The sequence below is a fragment of the Novosphingobium sp. APW14 genome (genome assembly GCF_032337075.1).
Lineage (GTDB): Bacteria > Pseudomonadota > Alphaproteobacteria > Sphingomonadales > Sphingomonadaceae > Novosphingobium.
In genome coordinates this window covers 124,346-142,173 of sequence record NZ_JAVYAB010000002.1, presented here as the reverse complement: position 1 = coordinate 142,173, position 17,828 = coordinate 124,346, and the positions used below count along the sequence as shown (strand labels likewise).

17 protein-coding genes are annotated in these 17,828 nt (G+C 63.7%); 7 read left to right on the top strand and 10 right to left on the bottom strand.

Annotated features, from left to right (window positions below):
- Positions 1 to 43: 43 nt before the first annotated feature.
- On the top strand, positions 44 to 2,395 hold the full coding sequence (locus tag RQP55_RS03280) for a DNA translocase FtsK (protein ID WP_315608759.1): 2,352 nt from the start codon (positions 44 to 46) through the stop codon (positions 2,393 to 2,395).
- On the opposite strand, the gene RQP55_RS03275 is transcribed toward RQP55_RS03280, so the two are convergent.
- The 8 genes from RQP55_RS03275 to RQP55_RS03240 form a co-directional block, all read right to left on the bottom strand.
- Positions 2,392 to 2,607: a hypothetical protein gene (locus tag RQP55_RS03275; RefSeq protein ID WP_315608758.1), complete on the bottom strand. Its 216-nt coding sequence runs from the start codon at positions 2,605 to 2,607 to the stop codon at positions 2,392 to 2,394. The genes RQP55_RS03280 and RQP55_RS03275 overlap by 4 nt on opposite strands.
- Positions 2,608 to 2,618: 11 nt before the next feature.
- Positions 2,619 to 2,819 (bottom strand): hypothetical protein, encoded by a 201-nt coding sequence (locus RQP55_RS03270; RefSeq protein ID WP_315608757.1) that lies wholly within the window; start codon positions 2,817 to 2,819, stop codon positions 2,619 to 2,621.
- 24 nt (positions 2,820 to 2,843) lie between these two features.
- A complete protein-coding gene (gene infA / locus RQP55_RS03265; protein WP_315608756.1) occupies positions 2,844 to 3,110 on the bottom strand; it encodes a translation initiation factor IF-1 in 267 nt (88 codons plus the stop codon).
- 4 nt (positions 3,111 to 3,114) lie between these two features.
- Positions 3,115 to 3,321, bottom strand: a complete 207-nt coding sequence (locus tag RQP55_RS03260; protein ID WP_315608755.1) for a cold-shock protein — start codon at positions 3,319 to 3,321, stop codon at positions 3,115 to 3,117.
- A gap of 216 nt (positions 3,322 to 3,537) precedes the next feature.
- Positions 3,538 to 4,797, bottom strand: a complete 1,260-nt coding sequence (locus RQP55_RS03255) for an MFS transporter (protein ID WP_315608754.1) — start codon at positions 4,795 to 4,797, stop codon at positions 3,538 to 3,540.
- Entirely contained in the window at positions 4,798 to 5,622 is an 825-nt protein-coding gene (locus RQP55_RS03250; protein ID WP_315608753.1) for an SDR family NAD(P)-dependent oxidoreductase, read from the bottom strand. It abuts the gene before it with no gap.
- Positions 5,619 to 6,677: a 3-keto-5-aminohexanoate cleavage protein gene (locus RQP55_RS03245; RefSeq protein WP_315608752.1), complete on the bottom strand. Its 1,059-nt coding sequence runs from the start codon at positions 6,675 to 6,677 to the stop codon at positions 5,619 to 5,621. Before RQP55_RS03245 ends, RQP55_RS03250 begins: the two co-directional genes overlap by 4 nt.
- A 4-nt stretch (positions 6,678 to 6,681) precedes the next feature.
- Complete coding sequence (locus RQP55_RS03240; protein ID WP_315608751.1) at positions 6,682 to 7,068, bottom strand: carboxymuconolactone decarboxylase family protein; 387 nt, start codon at positions 7,066 to 7,068, stop codon at positions 6,682 to 6,684.
- 75 nt (positions 7,069 to 7,143) lie between these two features.
- Here RQP55_RS03240 and RQP55_RS03235 point away from each other — a divergent pair, with 75 nt between their 5' ends.
- The 4 genes from RQP55_RS03235 (at position 7,144) to ald (ending at position 12,142) form a co-directional block, all read left to right on the top strand.
- Complete coding sequence (locus RQP55_RS03235; protein WP_315608750.1) at positions 7,144 to 8,190, top strand: AraC family transcriptional regulator; 1,047 nt, start codon at positions 7,144 to 7,146, stop codon at positions 8,188 to 8,190.
- Positions 8,187 to 9,797, top strand: coding sequence for an NAD(P)/FAD-dependent oxidoreductase (locus RQP55_RS03230; protein WP_315608749.1), 1,611 nt, complete (start codon positions 8,187 to 8,189; stop codon positions 9,795 to 9,797). The genes RQP55_RS03235 and RQP55_RS03230 overlap by 4 nt, the downstream gene beginning before the upstream one ends.
- Positions 9,794 to 10,948, top strand: coding sequence for an NAD(P)/FAD-dependent oxidoreductase (locus tag RQP55_RS03225; RefSeq protein WP_315608748.1), 1,155 nt, complete (start codon positions 9,794 to 9,796; stop codon positions 10,946 to 10,948). The genes RQP55_RS03230 and RQP55_RS03225 overlap by 4 nt, the downstream gene beginning before the upstream one ends.
- 78 nt (positions 10,949 to 11,026) lie before the next feature.
- Positions 11,027 to 12,142: an alanine dehydrogenase gene (gene ald / locus RQP55_RS03220; RefSeq protein ID WP_315608747.1), complete on the top strand. Its 1,116-nt coding sequence runs from the start codon at positions 11,027 to 11,029 to the stop codon at positions 12,140 to 12,142.
- On the opposite strand, the gene RQP55_RS03215 is transcribed toward ald, so the two are convergent.
- Complete coding sequence (locus RQP55_RS03215; protein ID WP_315608746.1) at positions 12,139 to 12,546, bottom strand: acyl-CoA thioesterase; 408 nt, start codon at positions 12,544 to 12,546, stop codon at positions 12,139 to 12,141. The two genes, ald and RQP55_RS03215, sit on opposite strands and share 4 nt — an antisense overlap.
- A gap of 894 nt (positions 12,547 to 13,440) precedes the next feature.
- Here RQP55_RS03215 and RQP55_RS03210 point away from each other — a divergent pair.
- Positions 13,441 to 13,899 carry a hypothetical protein gene (locus tag RQP55_RS03210; protein WP_315608745.1) on the top strand — a complete coding sequence of 153 codons (459 nt, stop codon included), beginning with the start codon at positions 13,441 to 13,443 and terminating at the stop codon, positions 13,897 to 13,899.
- A gap of 20 nt (positions 13,900 to 13,919) precedes the next feature.
- Here the strand turns inward: RQP55_RS03210 and RQP55_RS03205 are convergent, their stop codons facing one another.
- On the bottom strand, positions 13,920 to 15,974 hold the full coding sequence (locus RQP55_RS03205; RefSeq protein WP_315608744.1) for a S9 family peptidase: 2,055 nt from the start codon (positions 15,972 to 15,974) through the stop codon (positions 13,920 to 13,922).
- A gap of 38 nt (positions 15,975 to 16,012) precedes the next feature.
- Here RQP55_RS03205 and RQP55_RS03200 point away from each other — a divergent pair, with 38 nt between their 5' ends.
- On the top strand, positions 16,013 to 17,827 hold the full coding sequence (locus RQP55_RS03200; RefSeq protein ID WP_315608743.1) for an aminopeptidase P family protein: 1,815 nt from the start codon (positions 16,013 to 16,015) through the stop codon (positions 17,825 to 17,827).
- Position 17,828 lies beyond the last annotated feature (1 nt).

Here is a 17,828-nt window from a genome sequence, read left to right as displayed (position 1 = left end):
TCACCGGCAGGCGCATTAAGGCCGCCGAACGAAGGGAAGTATCATGGCGACAGGGGCAGTCAACGCGGGAAGCCGCGGCGCGCAAGTTAACTGGCGCGCCACGCTGCGCCGTGCCGCGCGTCGGGCCTCAGAGATCGGTGGAGCGGGCCTGCTGCTGGGGGGAATGGTGTTCCTCGCGCTGGCGCTGATCAGCTATCACCAGACCGATCCTTCGGGCTCGACCGCCGCAGGTGGTCCGCCAGCCAACTGGATGGGAACACCGGGTGCCTGGGTGGCTGAACGTGCGCTGTTCCTGTTTGGGCCGATCTCGGTCCTGTTCCTGCCCCTGCTTTATGTTGGTGCCCGCAAGCTGTGGCGCCTGGTCGAGGAGGAGGATTCCGACTTGCCCCATGCCGACCATGCCTGGTGGAAGCCAATCGGCGTGCTGCTTTTTGCTATGGCCCTGTTGGGCACCGTCATGGCGCTGGTCTTTACCGGTCCGGGCGGATCGTTGCCTGCCGGGATGGGCGGGATCAGCGGCCTGCTGGGTGCCCGCGTGATTGAGGCTTTGGCCAGCCTCCTCCCGGAAAGTGGTCGTTTTTGGGCAATTCTCGCCTCCGGTCTCGCTTGTCTGGCAGGTGGCTCAATGCTGACCGCGCGCGTTTTCGCGCTGGACTGGGGCAGCTTGCTGACGCTTCCGGCCTTCCTGCGCCGCAGCCCTGAAATCGAAAGTGACGTGGCGATCAATGTTAAGCCCGCAGCCAAGGCCGCGGTCGATCCTCGCCCTACTCCGGCCGCGGCAAATGAGCCCCCGCGCAAGCCGCCTGTGATTACCGATCCGACCCGACCGGCCAAACCCGCGCAGCTCGCCACCTCGGGCAAGCAGGGTGACCTGTTTGACAATTATGAGCTGCCATCGCTCGATCTGCTCAACGATCCGCCACCGCATTCGAAGCAGAAGATCGACAAGCTGGCACTGGAACGCAACGCCCGCCTGCTGGAAACCGTGCTCGACGATTTCAACGTGAAGGGCGAAATCACCGCGGTCCGCACCGGTCCGGTCGTCACCATGTATGAGCTGGAGCCCGCGCCAGGCATCAAGGCCAGCCGCGTGGTCGGCTTGGCCGATGATATCGCCCGCAACATGAGCGCGATCTCCGCCCGCGTCTCTCCGATTCCGGGCCGCACGGTGATGGGGATCGAACTGCCCAATGCCGACCGGCAGATGGTCAGCTTCAAGGAAATGGTCGCAAGCGAGGCCTTCGCCGGATCGAAGGGCATGCTGCCGATCATCCTGGGCAAGGACATTGCCGGCGAACCGGTGGTGGCCGATCTGGCCACCATGCCGCACTTGCTTGTGGCGGGGACGACCGGCTCGGGCAAGTCGGTCGGGCTCAACACGATCCTGCTGTCGCTGCTCTATCGCCTGACCCCGGCGCAATGCCGCCTGATCCTGGTTGACCCCAAGGTGCTGGAACTGAAGTCCTACGACGACATCCCGCACTTGCTCTCACCCGTGGTGACCGAGCCGGCCAAGGCCGTGCGGGCGCTGAAGTGGGCGGTCGAGGAGATGGAACGCCGCTACCGGATGATGAGCGAGATTTCGGTCCGCAACCTGGCTGGCTTCAATGAAAAGGTGAAGGCCGCGATTGCGCGGGGCAAGCCGCTGGGCCGACGGATCCAGATCGGCTTCGATCCCGAAACCGGCGAGGAGCTGTATGAAGAGCACCAGCTCGATTACCCGGTCCTGCCGCAGATCGTGGTGATCGTTGACGAACTGGCCGACCTGATGGTCACGGTGGGCAAGGAAGTCGAAGTGCTGATCCAGCGCCTTAGCCAGAAGAGCCGCGCCGCCGGGATCCACCTGATCATGGCGACGCAGCGCCCGTCGGTCGACGTTATCACCGGCGTGATCAAGGCCAACCTGCCGACCCGTATCAGCTTTGCCGTGACCAGCCGGATCGACAGCCGCACCATTTTGGGCGAGCAAGGCGCCGAGCAGCTGCTGGGCAAGGGCGACATGCTTTACAAGCCCAACACCGACCCGATCCGCCGTGTCCACGGGCCGTTCGTTTCGGACGAAGAGGTTGAGCGGCTGGCTGATTTCTGGCGCGCTCAGGGCAAGCCGGAATATGTCGACTCGGTTACCGAGGAACCCGAGGATGGCGGCTTCAGCTTCGACGACCTCGATGCCACAGCATCGGACAGCCCCGATGAGCGCAAGTATCGCCAGGCCTGCCAGATCGTGTTCGAAAGCCAGAAGGCATCAGCCAGTTGGCTGCAGCGTCAGCTTGGCGTCGGTTACAATACCGCCGCCAAATGGGTCGAGCGGATGGAGGCGGACGGCTTTGTTGGCCCGGCCAACCATGTGGGCCGCCGCGAAATCTATCGCGACCGCGACGGCAACCCGCTCTAGCTGGTCTTGAGTTCGTACTGTCCGGCAATCGCCTGGAAGTGTTCGCGGGCATAGCTGCGCGCAGCGGCCACGGTTTCGAACAGCGCGTCCTGCATCACCGCGGTAACCAGCGGATAGCCTTGTGAATTGTAACGCACGTCGCGCACCGAGAGGCGAACGTTTCCGGCCGCATCGCGGGTAATCAGGAACGGACGGATCAGATCGTTGGACATTGGGAGTCTCCTCAGAGAGCCTCGGCCACATCGCGGCGTTCGGCATCGCGGCGGTCGCGTTCTGTGGCGGTACGGATCGCCCGGTCAGCCATGGCCTGCCAAGCGGCCTGAGCCTTGAGCAGAACTTCGCGCTGGTTCTGGAGCGTCGCCGACGCCGCGTTGCGACCACATTCGGCAGCCTGGTCAAGATAGAACTGGGTGGATACGGACATCGGCTTGCTCCTCGGATTTGCCCCTTAGCGACGTTGCTGTCGCCGTGGTGGTGCCCCCGTTGTGAAGCCCGGGCCGCGATCGCGGAAAACGATCCGGCCCTTGCTGAGATCGTAGGCCGTCATTTCGACCTTGACCCGATCCCCGACGACCGAGCGGATGCGGAACTTGCGCATCTTGCCGGAAGTATAGGCCACGATGCGGTGCCCGTTTTCGAGCACCACACCGAACCGGCCGTCGGGGAGGATATCATCGATCTGGCCTTCGAGGGTCATTAACTCCTCTTTGGCCATGCGATCAGGCCGACTCGAGGTTGACGGCCGAGGTCCGCCCACGCTGATCGGTTTCCAGTTCGAACTTTACGCGCTGGTCCTTGTCGAGCGTCGACATGCCCGCAGCTTGGACCGCGGTGATGTGGACAAAGCTGTCCGTGCCGCCGTCATCGGGTGCGATGAAGCCAAAACCCTTGTCGGTATTGAAAAATTTTACGGTGCCGATAGGCATGATGCAGTCCTTTCACGAAACCTGCAGGACCCATGCGCAGCGTGCGCATGAGGCAATGTGGCGTGTAAGGGGAGTTGGGGCATCAACTGCCGAAAGTCCCGTCGCAGGCGACGTAGCCCGCAACCTATGCGCCCTTTTCGCTGGAATAGCAAATTTCCGCAAATGTGGGCCCAAGGTGGCCGGCGCTGCTGACGATTGCGTTGTCAGCAGCGGCCATCACGCAGGGATCGTGCGCGGGCTCCGCATCGCCAAGTAGGCGCAAGGGATCGCCAGCAGGGCCAGGGCATCGGCTGCCATCAATGGCAGAGACCAGCTGTTTGCTGCCCCGTTCGCAACCATCCAGTCGCTCAGCAAACCGATCGCATAGGACACGCCACCGATCGCAAAAATGTTGATCAACAACATGTTGAGCCCGGTTGATGTAGCCTTGAGCCGCGCCGGCAGCAGTTCTTCAATCACGGCAAAGATCGGACCGTACAGGACCGTCATGAACAGGATCGAACCGACCATGCCCGCAAGAAACAGAGCCGAGCCGCCTGGTGCCAGCCGATAGCAGAGCAGCAGCGGCCCCAGCGCGAGCAGCACCAGAAATACGGTGCGCGCACGATCCCAGCCAAACCGCCGTGCCGCCCAATCGCCAAGCAGGCCCGAACCAAAAGTGCCGACCAGCCCTGCCAAGACAAACACACTGCCATAAAGCCCAGCGGCAGCGCCTTGCTGATAACCCTTTTCCGCCACGAGCCAGAGCTGGACAAAGGGGCTGGTCGCAGAATGGGCATGGGCCAGAATGATGGCCAGCGAAGCCCACATGATCCGGGGCACGCTCCGCCATAATCCAAAAATCGCGCCCAGATTACCCAGCAGGGTTGGCCGCTCGGCCAGCTCCGCTGGCTGGTCCTTGACCCGGCTTAGGCCAAGGAGGGCGATCAGGCCGATGATGCCCATACCGATGAAGGCCCAGCGCCAGCCGATCACCGGACCAAGCAAGGCGGCGATCAGGAAACCGCCACCATTGCCGATCGGGATGCCGGCAAAGAACAGGCCCAGCGCGCCGGCACGGTGGCGTTGGTCGACCCGGGCCAGGATGATGTTGCTGGCCGTGGGGACCAGCGTCGCCTCACCCGCCGCCACAAAGGGCCGCGCCGCCAGCATGGTCCAGAACCCCTGGGCCAACCCGGCCAGTGCCGTGAACAGGCTCCACACGCCCAGGCCGCTGGCCAGCACCCTGACCCGACCAATCCGGTCCGCCATTACCCCGGCAGCGAGCGCGGCAAAGGCATAGACCCCACTGAAGGCCAGGCCCGCGATCAGCGCGAACTGGCTGCGATTAAGGCTAAGGTCGCGCATGATATCGGCCGCGAAAGCGGCAACCAGCTGGCGATCAATCTGGTTGACGATATGCAGCGCCAGCATGAACAGGATCAGGCCCTTGGGGCTGGCCGCCATGGCAGCGTCATCGCGCTTGTTCTTGTCCATTCAGACCATTCCCCCGTTCGGGCTTATTACCTGTCCGGCAAGGTAGTGCCCGTCGCCAGCCAGATAGACAACCAGCCCGGCATATTCATCCATGGTTCCCAGCCGTCCGGCCGGAATCATCTGGAACAGCCGCCCGCGAGCCTCGGGGTCGAGCCGGGCAATGTAATCGTCGAACTGCGGTGTTGCGACGCCGCCCGGCGCAACCGCGTTGACGAAGATATTCGCCCCGGCCACTTCGGCCGCAACCGCACGGGTGAAAGCGATCACCGCGCCCTTGGTGGCCGAATAGTGCGGGCTGTGTGCGCTCAGCGCGGAGAGCCCGGCGATCGAGGCAATGTTGACGATCCGGCCATAGCGACGCGGCTCCATCTGCTTCAGCGCGGCGCGAGTGCAGAAGAAGACGCCGTGGACATTGACGCCCCAGTACTTCAGCCACTCGGCATCGCTCATCGCGCTGGTGAAGCCCAGCGTATCGCGTGGCTCGGGCGTGGTCAGGTAGGTATAGTGGCGGCTGCGGCGCGCCTCATCCTCTGGTCCGCCCGGCACCAGCGCGGCATTGTTGACCAGCACGTCAACCGGACCAAGGACTTCGGCAACAGTGGCAAAGAAGCCCTCAACCGCTGCGCTATCGCTGACATCACAGGCCGCGGCATAGACTTCGCAGCCCTGTGCCCGCAGCGCAGCAGCGGCTGCCCGAAGCGCATCCTCGCGCAGGTCACAGAGTGCAAGGCGGCCGCCGGCCGCGCCGAGCGCGGCAGCGATCGTCTGCCCGAGCCCGCGTGCCGCCCCCGTAACGACGCAGACCCTACCCTCCAACTGCCTCACGCATACTCCCACCGCGGCACGCCCCGCTGGCCAGGCTGGCGATTGGGCGGATAGCCCAGGCGGCGCAGGGTTTCGTCAGTCGACTGATAGAACGTGCCGATGTGGTAAATCGCCTTGGCTTCCGGACCGGTCGCGACATCGCGGTGCAGTTCATTTGCGATCCGCACCATCTGTTCAACCTGCTGGACCGAGGTCATCCGCTCACCCTTGCGGCTCCACAGGTTGTCTTCAATCCCGACGCGAACGTGCAGGCCAAGGGCAATTGCGATCGCATTGAACGGCGCAACGTTGCGCATCACGGATTCAATCGTCAGCACCGCGCCATCGGGCACGCGGCGGGCGAACTCAATCAGGTCGGCGGGATGGGTCCCGGCAGCACTGCTTCCGATGGCAACATAGTTCAGCACCAGCGGGCCCTGATAGTGACCCTTGCGGATCAGGCGCTCGACCGTTTCCAACTGGCTGAGGTCCCCCAGCATGAAATGCGGCTGGATCCCGTTGGCAACAAGGCGCCGCAAGTGTTCTTCAACAAAGGCCGGGCCACTTTCGTAATGCATGTTGCGGTAGGTTTCATAAAGCGCCGGGTTGGTCAGGCTGGTCCCGGCAATATCATCCGCGCTCATCAAGGCGGAGATATCCATCTGGTTGGTGTTGATGGCGATGGTCACCTGGTCGGGCTTTGGCGTCAGTTCGGCCAGCATGTGGCGGGTATCGTCGGACAGCCACTTGGCTTCGGCGCCCTCGCCCTCGGGGGCGAACGAAATCGAACCGCCGACCTGAATCAGCATGTCCGGGCAGGCGGTGCGGATGCGGTCGATCATCTCGTTGAACAAAGACAACCGCTTGGACCCGCTGCCATCGGCCTCGCGGCAATGGAGATGCAGCACGGTGGCCCCGGCATTGTAGCAATCGACCGCCTTCTGGACTTGGTCGGCCATGGTCACCGGGATGTCTTCGGGGAAATCGCCCGGCAGCCACTGCGGGCCATAGGGGGCGACCTGGATCACCAGCTTTTCCTGGTTTTCAGGCAGCAGGCTGTCATCAAGGAAGTGCATGGGCTTAGTCCTTCTTGGGCTGCGGAACAGGCATTCCGCGCGCGTTCATTTCTTCAACGAGATGCGGGGTGCCAAGCGCCACCGAATGGATCCCCAGCACGGCGACCAGCTGCAGCACGGCCATGATCTCTTCCGGCGTGACCCCCAGATCGAGCGCCTTCGCAATGTGGCGCTTCACCCCAGGCGAATACATGTGGGTGCAACTGGCATCGACCGCGATGGCGATCAGTTCATAGGTCTTAGGATCGATAATCCCCTTGCGGGCGGCATGGGTACCCATATCGAGGAACTTTTCCATCCATTCGGCATCGAAGGCGGCGGCCTGGTCCCAGGCCTGGTTCCACTGCCCACTGGCGCGGGCGGCATCGCTGATGGGCGTGGTCGTTGGCATCGTTCTATCTCCCAGGGCGCAGACTATCCCAACTTGCTGGACAGGATTTAGCTTTTGCGCCATCAGCTTTAGGAAATGCGCCAAACACCAACAGTTCGTGCGGCCGCTCTGACCGGCTTTGGCGCCCTGGCCCGCAGCTATAGTCTGGATGCCGCGGCGATCCTGCGCGCCTGCGGCTTGTCTGGCGATGCCGAGCGCGAGCCGGACCGCCGCTTGCCTACTGCCCGGGTCAATCTGGCCTTTGAGCACGCGGCCGAACTGGCCGGGATCGAGGACTTCGGCCTGCGGCTTTCGGAACTGCGCGGCTTCTCCAACCTGGGGCCGGTAACGCTGCTGGCGCGCGATGAGCCGGACATCCGCAGCGCGCTGGGGGTCTTCACCTCATACCTGCCGTTGCACAACGAGGCGCTGACGATCGACCTGATTGAGCAGGAGGATCTGGCGATCCTTTCCTGCACCCTCGCCGGAGAAGGGCCCAAGGTGCAGGCGACCGATGTCGCCGTCGCCATGCTTCACCGCATCCTGCGCCAGCTCCTGGGCACCGGCTGGACACCGATTGCGATCCATCTGGAACGCCAGCGTCCAGTCCGGGTCGGCCCGTTCGAACGGGCCTTCGCCGCGCCGGTCCGCTATGCCCAGGACTTCAGCGGAATCGTGCTCGATCGCGCCGATCTGGGGCGCCCCAACCAACTCGCCGAGGCGCCGCTGCGGCCCTATGCCGCGCAACTCCGCGCCGCCTTGCCCGGGCTAAGCGAGCTGGCCATGGCCGAACGGGTCCGCCGCCTGCTGCGCGCTATGCTGGCCGGGCGCCGCTGCACCGCGCCCTTGGCGGCCGAGCGGCTGGGGCTGTCACGGCGAACGATGGAACGGCGCCTGGCCGAGGAAGGTGTGACATTTCACGGCCTGCTGGACGAGGTGCGCGGCGAACTCGCACGTGGTCAGCTAACCGGCAGCCGTCGCAGCAATGCCGAGATTGCCGAGCTGCTGGGCTTTGCCAGCTCGGCCGCCTTCACTGCCTGGTTCACCAGCCATCACGGCCAGCCGCCGCAGGTGTGGCGACGCGCGCAGATCGCCTCTGCGCTTGCCTTCGCGGCCCGACCCGGCGAAAGGCGCTTGCCATGATCCGCCTGACCGATCTCGCCCTGCCGCTTGACCATGAACCGCCCGCGCTTGAAGCCGCGGTGCTGGCCAAGCTTGGCGTTCCGCAAGAAGACCTGTTGCGCTTCAGCGTGTTCCGGCGCGGCAACGATGCCCGCAAGAAAACCGCAATCAAGCTGATCTACACTATCGACGTGGCGGTGCGCGACGAAGCCGAAGTGCTGGAGCGGCACCATGGCGATCCGCACATCAAGCCCACGCCGGACCTGTCTTACAAGTTCCCGGTCATGGCGCCGGAGGGCTGGAGCGGGCCACGCCCGGTGGTCATTGGCGCAGGCCCCTGCGGGCTGATGGCCGCACTGATCCTGGCGCAAATGGGGCTCAAACCGATCATCATCGAACGCGGCAAGGCCGTGCGCGAGCGGACCAAGGATACCTGGGGCCTGTGGCGCCGCGCCGTGCTGGAAACCGAATCCAATGCCCAGTTCGGCGAAGGCGGCGCAGGCACCTTTTCCGACGGCAAGCTCTATTCGCGGATCAAGGACCCACGCCACCTGGGGCGCAAGGTGCTGACCGAATTCGTGCGTGCAGGGGCACCGGAAGACATTCTGACCGAAGCCCATCCGCATGTGGGCACCTTCCGGCTGGTCACGATGGTCATGTCGATCCGCGAGACGATCGAACAGCTGGGCGGCGAATACCGCTTCGGCACGCGGGTGGAGGATTTCACGCTTGCCGATGGCCAGCTCAAAGGCCTGACGCTCTCAACTGGAGAGTTCCTGCCGGCCGAACATGTCATCCTCGCGGTCGGCCATTCGGCCCGCGATACCTTCTTCAAGTTGCACGAACGCGGCGTTTATGTTGAGGCCAAGCCCTTTGCGATCGGCGTGCGGATCGAGCATCCGCAAAGCTGGATCGACAAGGCCCGCTTCGGCCCCAATGCTGGCAATTCCATCCTGGGCGCGGCGGCCTATGCTGTGTCGCACCAGGCGAGCAATGGCCGCGCGGTCTATTCATTCTGCATGTGCCCGGGCGGGCGCGTAGTCGCCGCCACCAGCGAGGAAGGCCGCGTCGTCACCAACGGGATGAGCCAGTATTCGCGCGCCGAGTTCAACGCCAACTCCGGACTGGTGGTGGACATCAACCCGGAACGTGACTTTCCCGGCGATCCGCTGGCGGGCGTGCGGCTGCAGCGCCAGCTGGAAGAAAAAGCCTTTGTCGCCGGCGGATCGAACTATCACGCGCCGGGTCAGCGGGTCGAAGACCTGCTGGCGGGCCGCCCTTCAACCGGGTTCGGCGTGGTTCAGCCAAGCTACAAGCCGGGGGTCAAGCCGACCGACCTGGCCGAAGTGCTACCAGCCTTCGTGATAGACGCCCTGCGCGAGGCGCTGCCGGTCTTCGGGCGCCAGGTACCCGGCTATGACCATCCCGATGCGGTGATGACCGGAGTTGAAACCCGCACCTCCAGCCCGATCCGCATCAGGCGTGGGGCAGACTTCCAGTCAATCAACACGGCCGGCCTTTACCCGGCGGGCGAAGGCGCGGGCTATGCCGGCGGCATCCTCTCGGCCGCAGTTGACGGGATCAAGGTGGCCGAGGCGCTGGCGGTTAAGCTGGTCGCGGCGGCTTGAGCGATTTCGATGCCATCGTCCTCGGTGCCGGGGCCGCCGGGCTGTTCTGCGCTGCCACCGCAGGCCAGCGCGGCAAGCGGGTGCTGCTGCTCGATCATAATGCCGAGGCAGGGCGCAAGATCCTGATCTCAGGCGGCGGGCGGTGCAATTTTACCAATGTCCACACCGCGCCCGACCGCTATCTTTCAGCCAACCCGCATTTCGCCAAGTCGGCCCTGGCGCGCTACACCCCGACGGATTTCATCAAGCTGGTCGAAAGTTATGGAATTGCCTGGCACGAAAAGACGCTGGGCCAGCTGTTCTGCGACCACTCGGCCAAACAGATCGTCGCCATGCTGCTGGATGAGTGCGCCAAGGGCAGCGTGACCCTGCGGCTCGGCGGAGAGGCGGGGGCGGTGGAACATCGCGATGGCCAGTTCCATGTCGCCGGGGCACGGGCCCCTGCACTGGTGATCGCCACGGGCGGACCTTCGATCCCCAAACTGGGTGCAACCCAGTTCGCCTACGAGCTGGCCCGCCAGTTCGGGCTCAAGGTGGTCCAGCCGCGCCCGGCGCTGGTGCCGCTGACATTGAGCGGCGAGGACGCGCTGTTTGCCGAACTGTCCGGCGTGGCCACCGACGTCGTTGCGCGGTGCGGCAAGGCAGCATTCCGCGAAGCCGCGCTGTTCACCCATCGCGGCCTGTCCGGCCCGGCAATCCTGCAAGTCTCATCCTATTGGCAGCGCGGCGATGACGTGCGGATCGATTATCTGCCCGATCAACCACAAGGCTGGTTGCTAGATGCTAAGCGCGCCCAGCCGCGCAGTGCCTTGCGCCGCGTCCTGCCCTTGCCCGAACGGCTGGCGACCACCCTGGCGGAGCGACTGGGCGTGGCTGGCGAACTGGGCATCCAATCCGACAAGGCCCTGCGCGCGGCGGAAGAGCGCCTGCGTGACTGGCACTTTTCGCCCAATGGCAGCGAGGGTTTTGCCAAGGCCGAAGTCACCGCCGGCGGGATCAGTACGGCGGAACTTTCCAGCCAGACGATGGAGGCGAAGAAGGTACCCGGCCTCTACGCGATCGGCGAGGCGGTGGACGTGACCGGCTGGCTGGGCGGCTATAACTTCCAATGGGCCTGGGCCAGCGCCCACGCGGCGGGTTCGGCGCTCTAAAGAAACTGCCCTCGGCAGGATTGCGCTTGCGCGAATCCGGTATCAGTTGCAACCATCTCCGCCGAAGGAGACCTCCCCATGCGCGTTGGTACCGTCAAGGAAATCAAGAACCACGAATACCGGGTCGGCCTGACCCCGGAATCGGTCCTCGAACTGGTTAGCCACGGGCACGAGGTTTGGGTGGAAAGCGGCGCGGGCCTGGGCATTGGCGCTGACGACGCAGCCTATGCCGCGGCCGGCGGGATCATCAAACCCGATGCCAAAGCGGTGTTCGACGACTGCGAAATGGTGGTCAAGGTGAAGGAGCCGCAAGCCGGCGAGCGCGCCATGCTGCGCGAGGGGCAGATCCTGTATACCTATCTCCACCTTGCCCCCGATCCGGAGCAAACCGCCGATCTGGTGAAGTCCGGCGTCACGGCCATCGCCTATGAAACGGTGACCGGGCCGGGCAACACGCTGCCGCTGCTCAAGCCAATGAGCCAGGTGGCCGGGCGGATGAGCATCCAGGCCGGGGCGACCGCGCTGGAAAAGGCGCACGGCGGGCGCGGCGTGCTGCTGGGCGGCGTGCCGGGCGTGCTGCCGGGGCGGGTGCTGGTGATCGGCGGCGGCGTGGTCGGCTTCAATGCCGCGCAGATGGCCGTAGGTCTGGGCGCCGACGTGACCATCCTAGACCGCGATCCCGAAGTGCTCGAACGGCTCGGCACCCATTTCGAAAGCCGCGCCAAGACCCGCTTTTCCAACCGCGCCAATATCGAACAGATGATTTGCGAGGCCGAACTGGTGATCGGCGCCGTGCTGATCCCGGGGGCCGCCGCGCCCAAGCTGGTGACGCGCGACATGCTGAAATGCATGAAGCCGGGCGCGGTGCTGGTTGATGTCGCCATCGATCAGGGCGGCTGTTTCGAAACCAGCCATGCCACGACCCATGCCGATCCGACCTATGTGATCGACGGCATTGTCCACTATTGCGTTGCCAACATGCCCGGCGCCGTGGCGCGGACCAGCACCTATGCGCTCAACAACGTGACCCTGCCCCATGCCCTGCGGATCGCTGACCTGGGCTGGCAAGGTGCGCTGAAGGCCAATCCGCACCTGGCCAATGGCCTGAACGTCCATAGCGGGAAGGTGACTTACGAAGCGGTCGCGACCGAGCTGGGCTATGCCTACACCCCGGTCAGCGAGGTGCTGGGCTAGGCCCCTTCACCAAAGGGTCGGAACGGCGCCGCGATCTCATCACGTACCCGCGCCAGGCGGCCGCTGGCCTTGTCGATCATCGCCCAGGTCGTCCTGGCGGCGACGATCACCTTGCCGTCCGGCCCGCGAAAATCGACCCGCCGGTCAAACCGCGCGCCGGTCGGCGGGGCAGGAATGAAGGTTTCTGCCGTCACGCTCTCACCCAGGCCGACATTGCCGCGATAGTCGATCTCGTGCCGCGTCACGACCCAGACATAGGCCGCCTGATGCTCGGGCGCAGCCACGGCTGACCAGTGCGCGGTGGCAATCTGCTGGATCCAGTCCACCCAGACCGCATTGTTGACATGGCCCAGCTCATCAATGTGCTGGGGGAGGGCGGTGAAGGTTTGGGTGAATGCAGACATGCCATGGGATTGAGCGGAATTTGGCGGTTCCGCAAGACACCAGCCAAGCAGGTTCAATTCATACTCGCTATAAACCATTGATAAACAATCTTGTTCTTGTTATGTTCGAGCACTTCTCAGCTGCACTGCGAGGTTATGAGCATGTCCGTTTCACGCTTTGAGAGGTATTTGCGGTTCGGCTTGGTTGAGCATGACGATTCAATCGAAGCAAAATTCAATCCTTACCATGATCAACTGGGTCGTTTTACAAATGCATCAGGTTCGACTGGCCCTTCCAATCGCCGAACTAGGCAAACCCATCCCAACGTTAGGGCCCTAACCGCAAGAACGAATTATGCTCAGCAAGCTGCCAAAGGCCCGCAAAATCTCAGACACGACCGATCTGCAACTGAAATCGCAGGTTTCCCTCAAGACGGTTCCAGGGCTTGGCGTGCATCGAACGATGATACCTTTGCGGCGGCCGCCGACTTCTACAATAGGAAGTATGGACTGAAACCCGGGGATAGTGATTACGCAACGCCTCAGTTTCTAAAGGCTTGGGCAATGCGAGAGTCCGGCGGTGAAGGAAATCGGTCTGCATTCCAGACTGATCCTTTTCAGGTCAATAATCCTGGTGACTGGTCGCCCGAAAAAGTAAGAATTGCCGGACTCAAGCGAGGTCAAAAGATGACCCCCGCAACCAGCGCCTACGCAGCATTGGAATGGCTAAGGCACAAATCACTAATTCGGGACTCGCGGGGGCAGATTGTTGGGCGGCGCAATCGCCTGCGATCATTACAAAGGTACAACGGACGTAGCGATCACTCACGCCAGTCGGGGCTTAGAGCGCACGGGGAATGGTATGCGGAAACCATTTTAGAAATGACTGCGCGAGCTGAAAGAAGGCACCCGTAAATGGCTCGGTATCTGAACTGGAATGCGGGAATTGCCTTTGCTGTCATCCTCGCAACCCCGGGATGCGGTAGACCTCAACACGCCGCCGATACCGCCGCCCATGGCAAGGCCACCTGCTCGCTCGCAGATGCCGCAAGGCAAGGTTTCAGCGGATTTTCGGGGCTTGGCGCGTCATTGAAGACGATCGGTGCTGTTGAAACTGGGGCAGCCGCCTTCCGGTTGTCGGACTACGAATACATCAATCCGCAATCGGGCCATGCCAATCGCCGGGTCGTGGTATTCTCTGCCGATTGCCGCTATTTCGGCTCCTATCTTGTGGATGAGGCCCCGCTGCGAATTGAGGGAAAAAGTCTCCAGTTTCGGGATACGGGCGTACCGGGCAGTCGGGTTGACTTTAGCGGAGCCAAACCACCCCAGGAGATTTGGATCGACGGTAGCCTGTCAAGCCTCCAGCCTTAGCCGCGTTGGCCATAGCTCCGTCACTCCAAGACCCCCAGCTGCCACAGGATGAACGCAAACTCCTCTGCAGTTTCCTTCAGGCTTTCGAACCGGCCTGACTTGCCGCCGTGGCCCGCGCCCATGTTGGTCTTCAAGAGCAGCTCGTTCTGGTCAGTCTTGAGCTCGCGCAGCCGGGCGACCCATTTGGCCGGCTCCCAATAGGTCACGCGCGGGTCGTTGAGCCCGGCGGTGACCAGCAGTGGGGGATAGGCCTGTGGCTTGACCTGGTCATAGGGCGAATAGGACCGGATCAGCTCGAACGCGGCCTTGTCCTCGATCGGGTTGCCCCATTCGGGCCATTCGCCCGGGGTCAGCGGCAGGGTGGGATCGAGCATGGTTGCCAGCACGTCAACGAACGGCACATGCGCCACGACCGCGCCCCACAGGCCGGGATCGGAATTGATCACCGCCCCCATCAGCTCGCCCCCGGCTGAGCCGCCGGAAATGCTGATCTTTCCGGTCTGGGTGAAGCCGCGCGCGATCAGGCCCTTGGCCACATCGACAAAGTCGTTGAAGGTGTTGGTCCGCCGTTCCAGCTTGCCGGCCTTGTACCAGGCCCGGCCCAGGTCATCGCCGCCCCGAATATGGGCGATGGCATAGGCAAAGCCGCGGTCGACCAGGCTCAGCCGCGTGGTCGAAAAGCCCGGATCGATCGAGATGCCATAGGCACCATAGCCATAGAGGTGCAGCGGGCCGCCAGCAGCGCGATCCTTGCGATAGACCACCGAAACCGGGATCATCGTGCCGTCGCGCGCGGCAATCTCCAGCCGCTCGGTCGCATAGAGCGCAGCATCATAGCCCGAGGGGATTTCCTGGACCTTGAGCGTGGTCAGCTGGCGCGATGCAACGTCGTAATCCAGCACCGAAGCCGGGCTGACCATGCTCTCATAGGACAAGCGCAGGGTGGTAACGGCCCATTCGGGATTGTCGCCCAGGCCGGCCGAGAAGCTTGCTTCGGGGAACTCGATCGGCTCAACCCGCGCGGGGTCTCCGTAATAGCGCACTTCGATCCGGTCGAGCCCGCGCACCCTACCTTCGGTGACGTAGAAATCGCGGAACAGGTCAAACCCGGTGAGGTAAAACTCGTCGGTCCCCTCGATCAGTGTGGCCCAGTTAGCCGGATCGGCCAGCGGCGCAGTGGCGAGACGGAAGTTCTCGTGCGTATCGTTGGCGTGGATGAACAGCGTCTCGCCGTTCAGATCGACATCGTATTCGACCCCATTCTGCCGCGGCTTGACCAGCAGCGGCGTGGCAAGCGGATCGGCGGCGGGGACGAGCCGGACCTCGCTTGTTTCATGATCGGACGTGCCGATGATCAGCCACTGTTCGTTGGCCGAGAGCGAGCAACCAACGCGGAAGCCTTCGTCATCCTCGTGGTACAGCTCGACATCGCTGGACAGCGGCTGGCCCAGCCAGTGCAGCCGGGCATTGTCGGTGCGCCACTGTTCGTTGGCGAGGGAATAGACCAGCCCCTTGTCCTGCGCGACCCAGATCAGGCTGGAGAGCGTGCCGGGGATTTCGTCGGGCAGGACTTCACCCGTGGCGATCACCTTGATCCGCGCGGTGAAGCGTTCGGAGCCATTGTCGTCGACCGACCAGGCCAGCAGCTTGCCGTCGTTCGAAACCGCAATCGCGCCAAGGCGGAAGTATTCGTGCCCTGCGGCCAGGGCGACCTCGTCGAGGATCAGTTCGTCCGGTCCGCCCGCCACGGGCCGGCGCCACCACTTCTTGTATTCGGCCCCTTCCTCAAACTCGATCCAGTAGAGGTAATCGCCGTCCTTCTGCGGAACCGACTTGTCCGCCTCCTTGATCCGGGCGCGCATTTCCTTGAACAGCGCGTCGATCCGGCCCTGCTGGCCCGCCATACGGCTTTCGAACCAGGCATTTTCAGCCGCAAGATGGGCCAGCACTTCGGCGTCCTTGACCTCGGGATAGCCGGGATCGCGCAGCCAGGCATAGTCATCGGTCACGGTGATTCCGTGGTGGGTGAAGCTGTGCGGTTTCTTGGCGGCCTTGGGGGGTGTGGTCAGACTCATGTCATGGCTCTATGGTGGCAACAGAAGGACTGCAAGCCATGCTGATGAATACCCATGAAGCCCGATTGGAAGCCCTGCGCAAGGAACTGAAGGCGCGCGGCCTGGACGGGTTCGTCATTCCCATTTCTGACGAGCACATGAGCGAATATGTCGGTGGCTATGCCCAGCGCCTCGCCTGGCTGACCGGGTTCGGCGGCTCGGCGGGAACCGCCGTGGTGCTGGCCGATAGCGCCGCGATCTTCGTCGATGGCCGCTACACTATCCAGGTGCGCGATCAGGTTGATGCGCGATTGTTCGAATACCGCTCGGTCCCGGCAGAACCGATCCCCGGCTGGCTGGCCGATCATGCTCCGGCGGGCGCGAAGATCGGCTTCGATCCGTGGCTGCACGGCAGGCCATGGGTCGATGCCTGCGTCAAGGCGCTGGCCGACAAGGGCGCCGCCATGGTGCCGGTGAGCGACAATCCGATTGATGCCGTCTGGGCCGATCGCCCGGCCCCATCGCTGGCCCCGGCGCTGGTCCATCCGACCGAGCTGGCCGGCCAGTCAAGCGAAGCCAAGCGCAGCCAGGTGGCCGAATGGCTCGGAGCCAAGGGCCTAGACGCCGCAGTCATCTCGGCACTGGATAGCGTGGCCTGGCTGCTCAACATCCGCGGGGCTGATGTAGACCGTACGCCGGTCGCACTGTCCTTCGTGATCGCCCACGCCGATGGCACGGCACAGCTGTTCATCGCCGAGGACAAGGTTACGCCGGAACTGCGCGCACACCTGGGCAATACCGTTACCATTGAACCGTACAGCGCCTTCGCCGCCGGGCTTGGCAAGCTGTCCGGCAAGAAGGTGGCAGTCGATCCGGAACGGTCGGTCCATGCCGTCTATGCCGCGCTTGCAGCGGCTGGGGCAAACGCGGTTGATCTGCTTGACCCGACGATCCTGCCCAAGGCGCAGAAGAACCCGGTGGAGCAGCAAGGCCAGCGCGATGCGCAGGCCCGCGATGGCGCGGCGATTGCCAGGTTCCTGCACTGGCTCTCGATCGAGGCGCCCAAGGGCGGGCAGACCGAGCTTTCGGCCGCGGCCCAGTTGCGCGCCTATCGCGAGGAAACCGGCCTGCTGCGCGACCTTTCCTTCGATACGATTTCCGCCGCCGGGCCGCACGCGGCAATTCCGCATTACCGGGTCGACGAGGAATCCAACCTGGCGATTGCGCCGAACTCGGTCTTCCTGGTCGATTCCGGCGGACAATACGCCGATGGCACCACCGACATCACCCGCACCGTGTGGGTTGGCCCGGGCGAACCGCGCGCCGAACACAAGGACCGCTTCACCCGTGTGCTCAAGGGGCATATCGCGCTCGACCGGGCGATCTTCCCCAAGGGCACGGTCGGCGCTCAGCTCGACACCCTGGCGCGGCAATACCTGTGGCAAGCTGGCGTGGACTATGCCCACGGCACCGGCCACGGGGTTGGCAGCTTCCTGTCGGTTCACGAAGGGCCACAGCGGATTGCCAAGGCCCAGGGCGGGCAGGCCGGCACCGGCCAGGAACTGCTTCCCGGCATGATCCTTTCGAACGAGCCGGGCTATTACAAGGCTGGCGATTTCGGCATCCGGATCGAGAACCTGGTGCTGATCGAACCCCGCGCAATTGATGGCGCGGAGGGCGAATACTTCGGCTTCGAAACGCTAACCTTCGCGCCGATCGATCGCACCCTGGTCGACCCGTCGCTGCTGTCGGTTGATGATGTGGCCTGGTGGAACACCTATCACGCCAAGGTCGAGGCTATCCTCGCCCCGCAACTTTCAGGCGAAGCGCTCGTTTGGCTGAAGGCCGCCTGCGCCCCCTTGCAATCCATCTGAA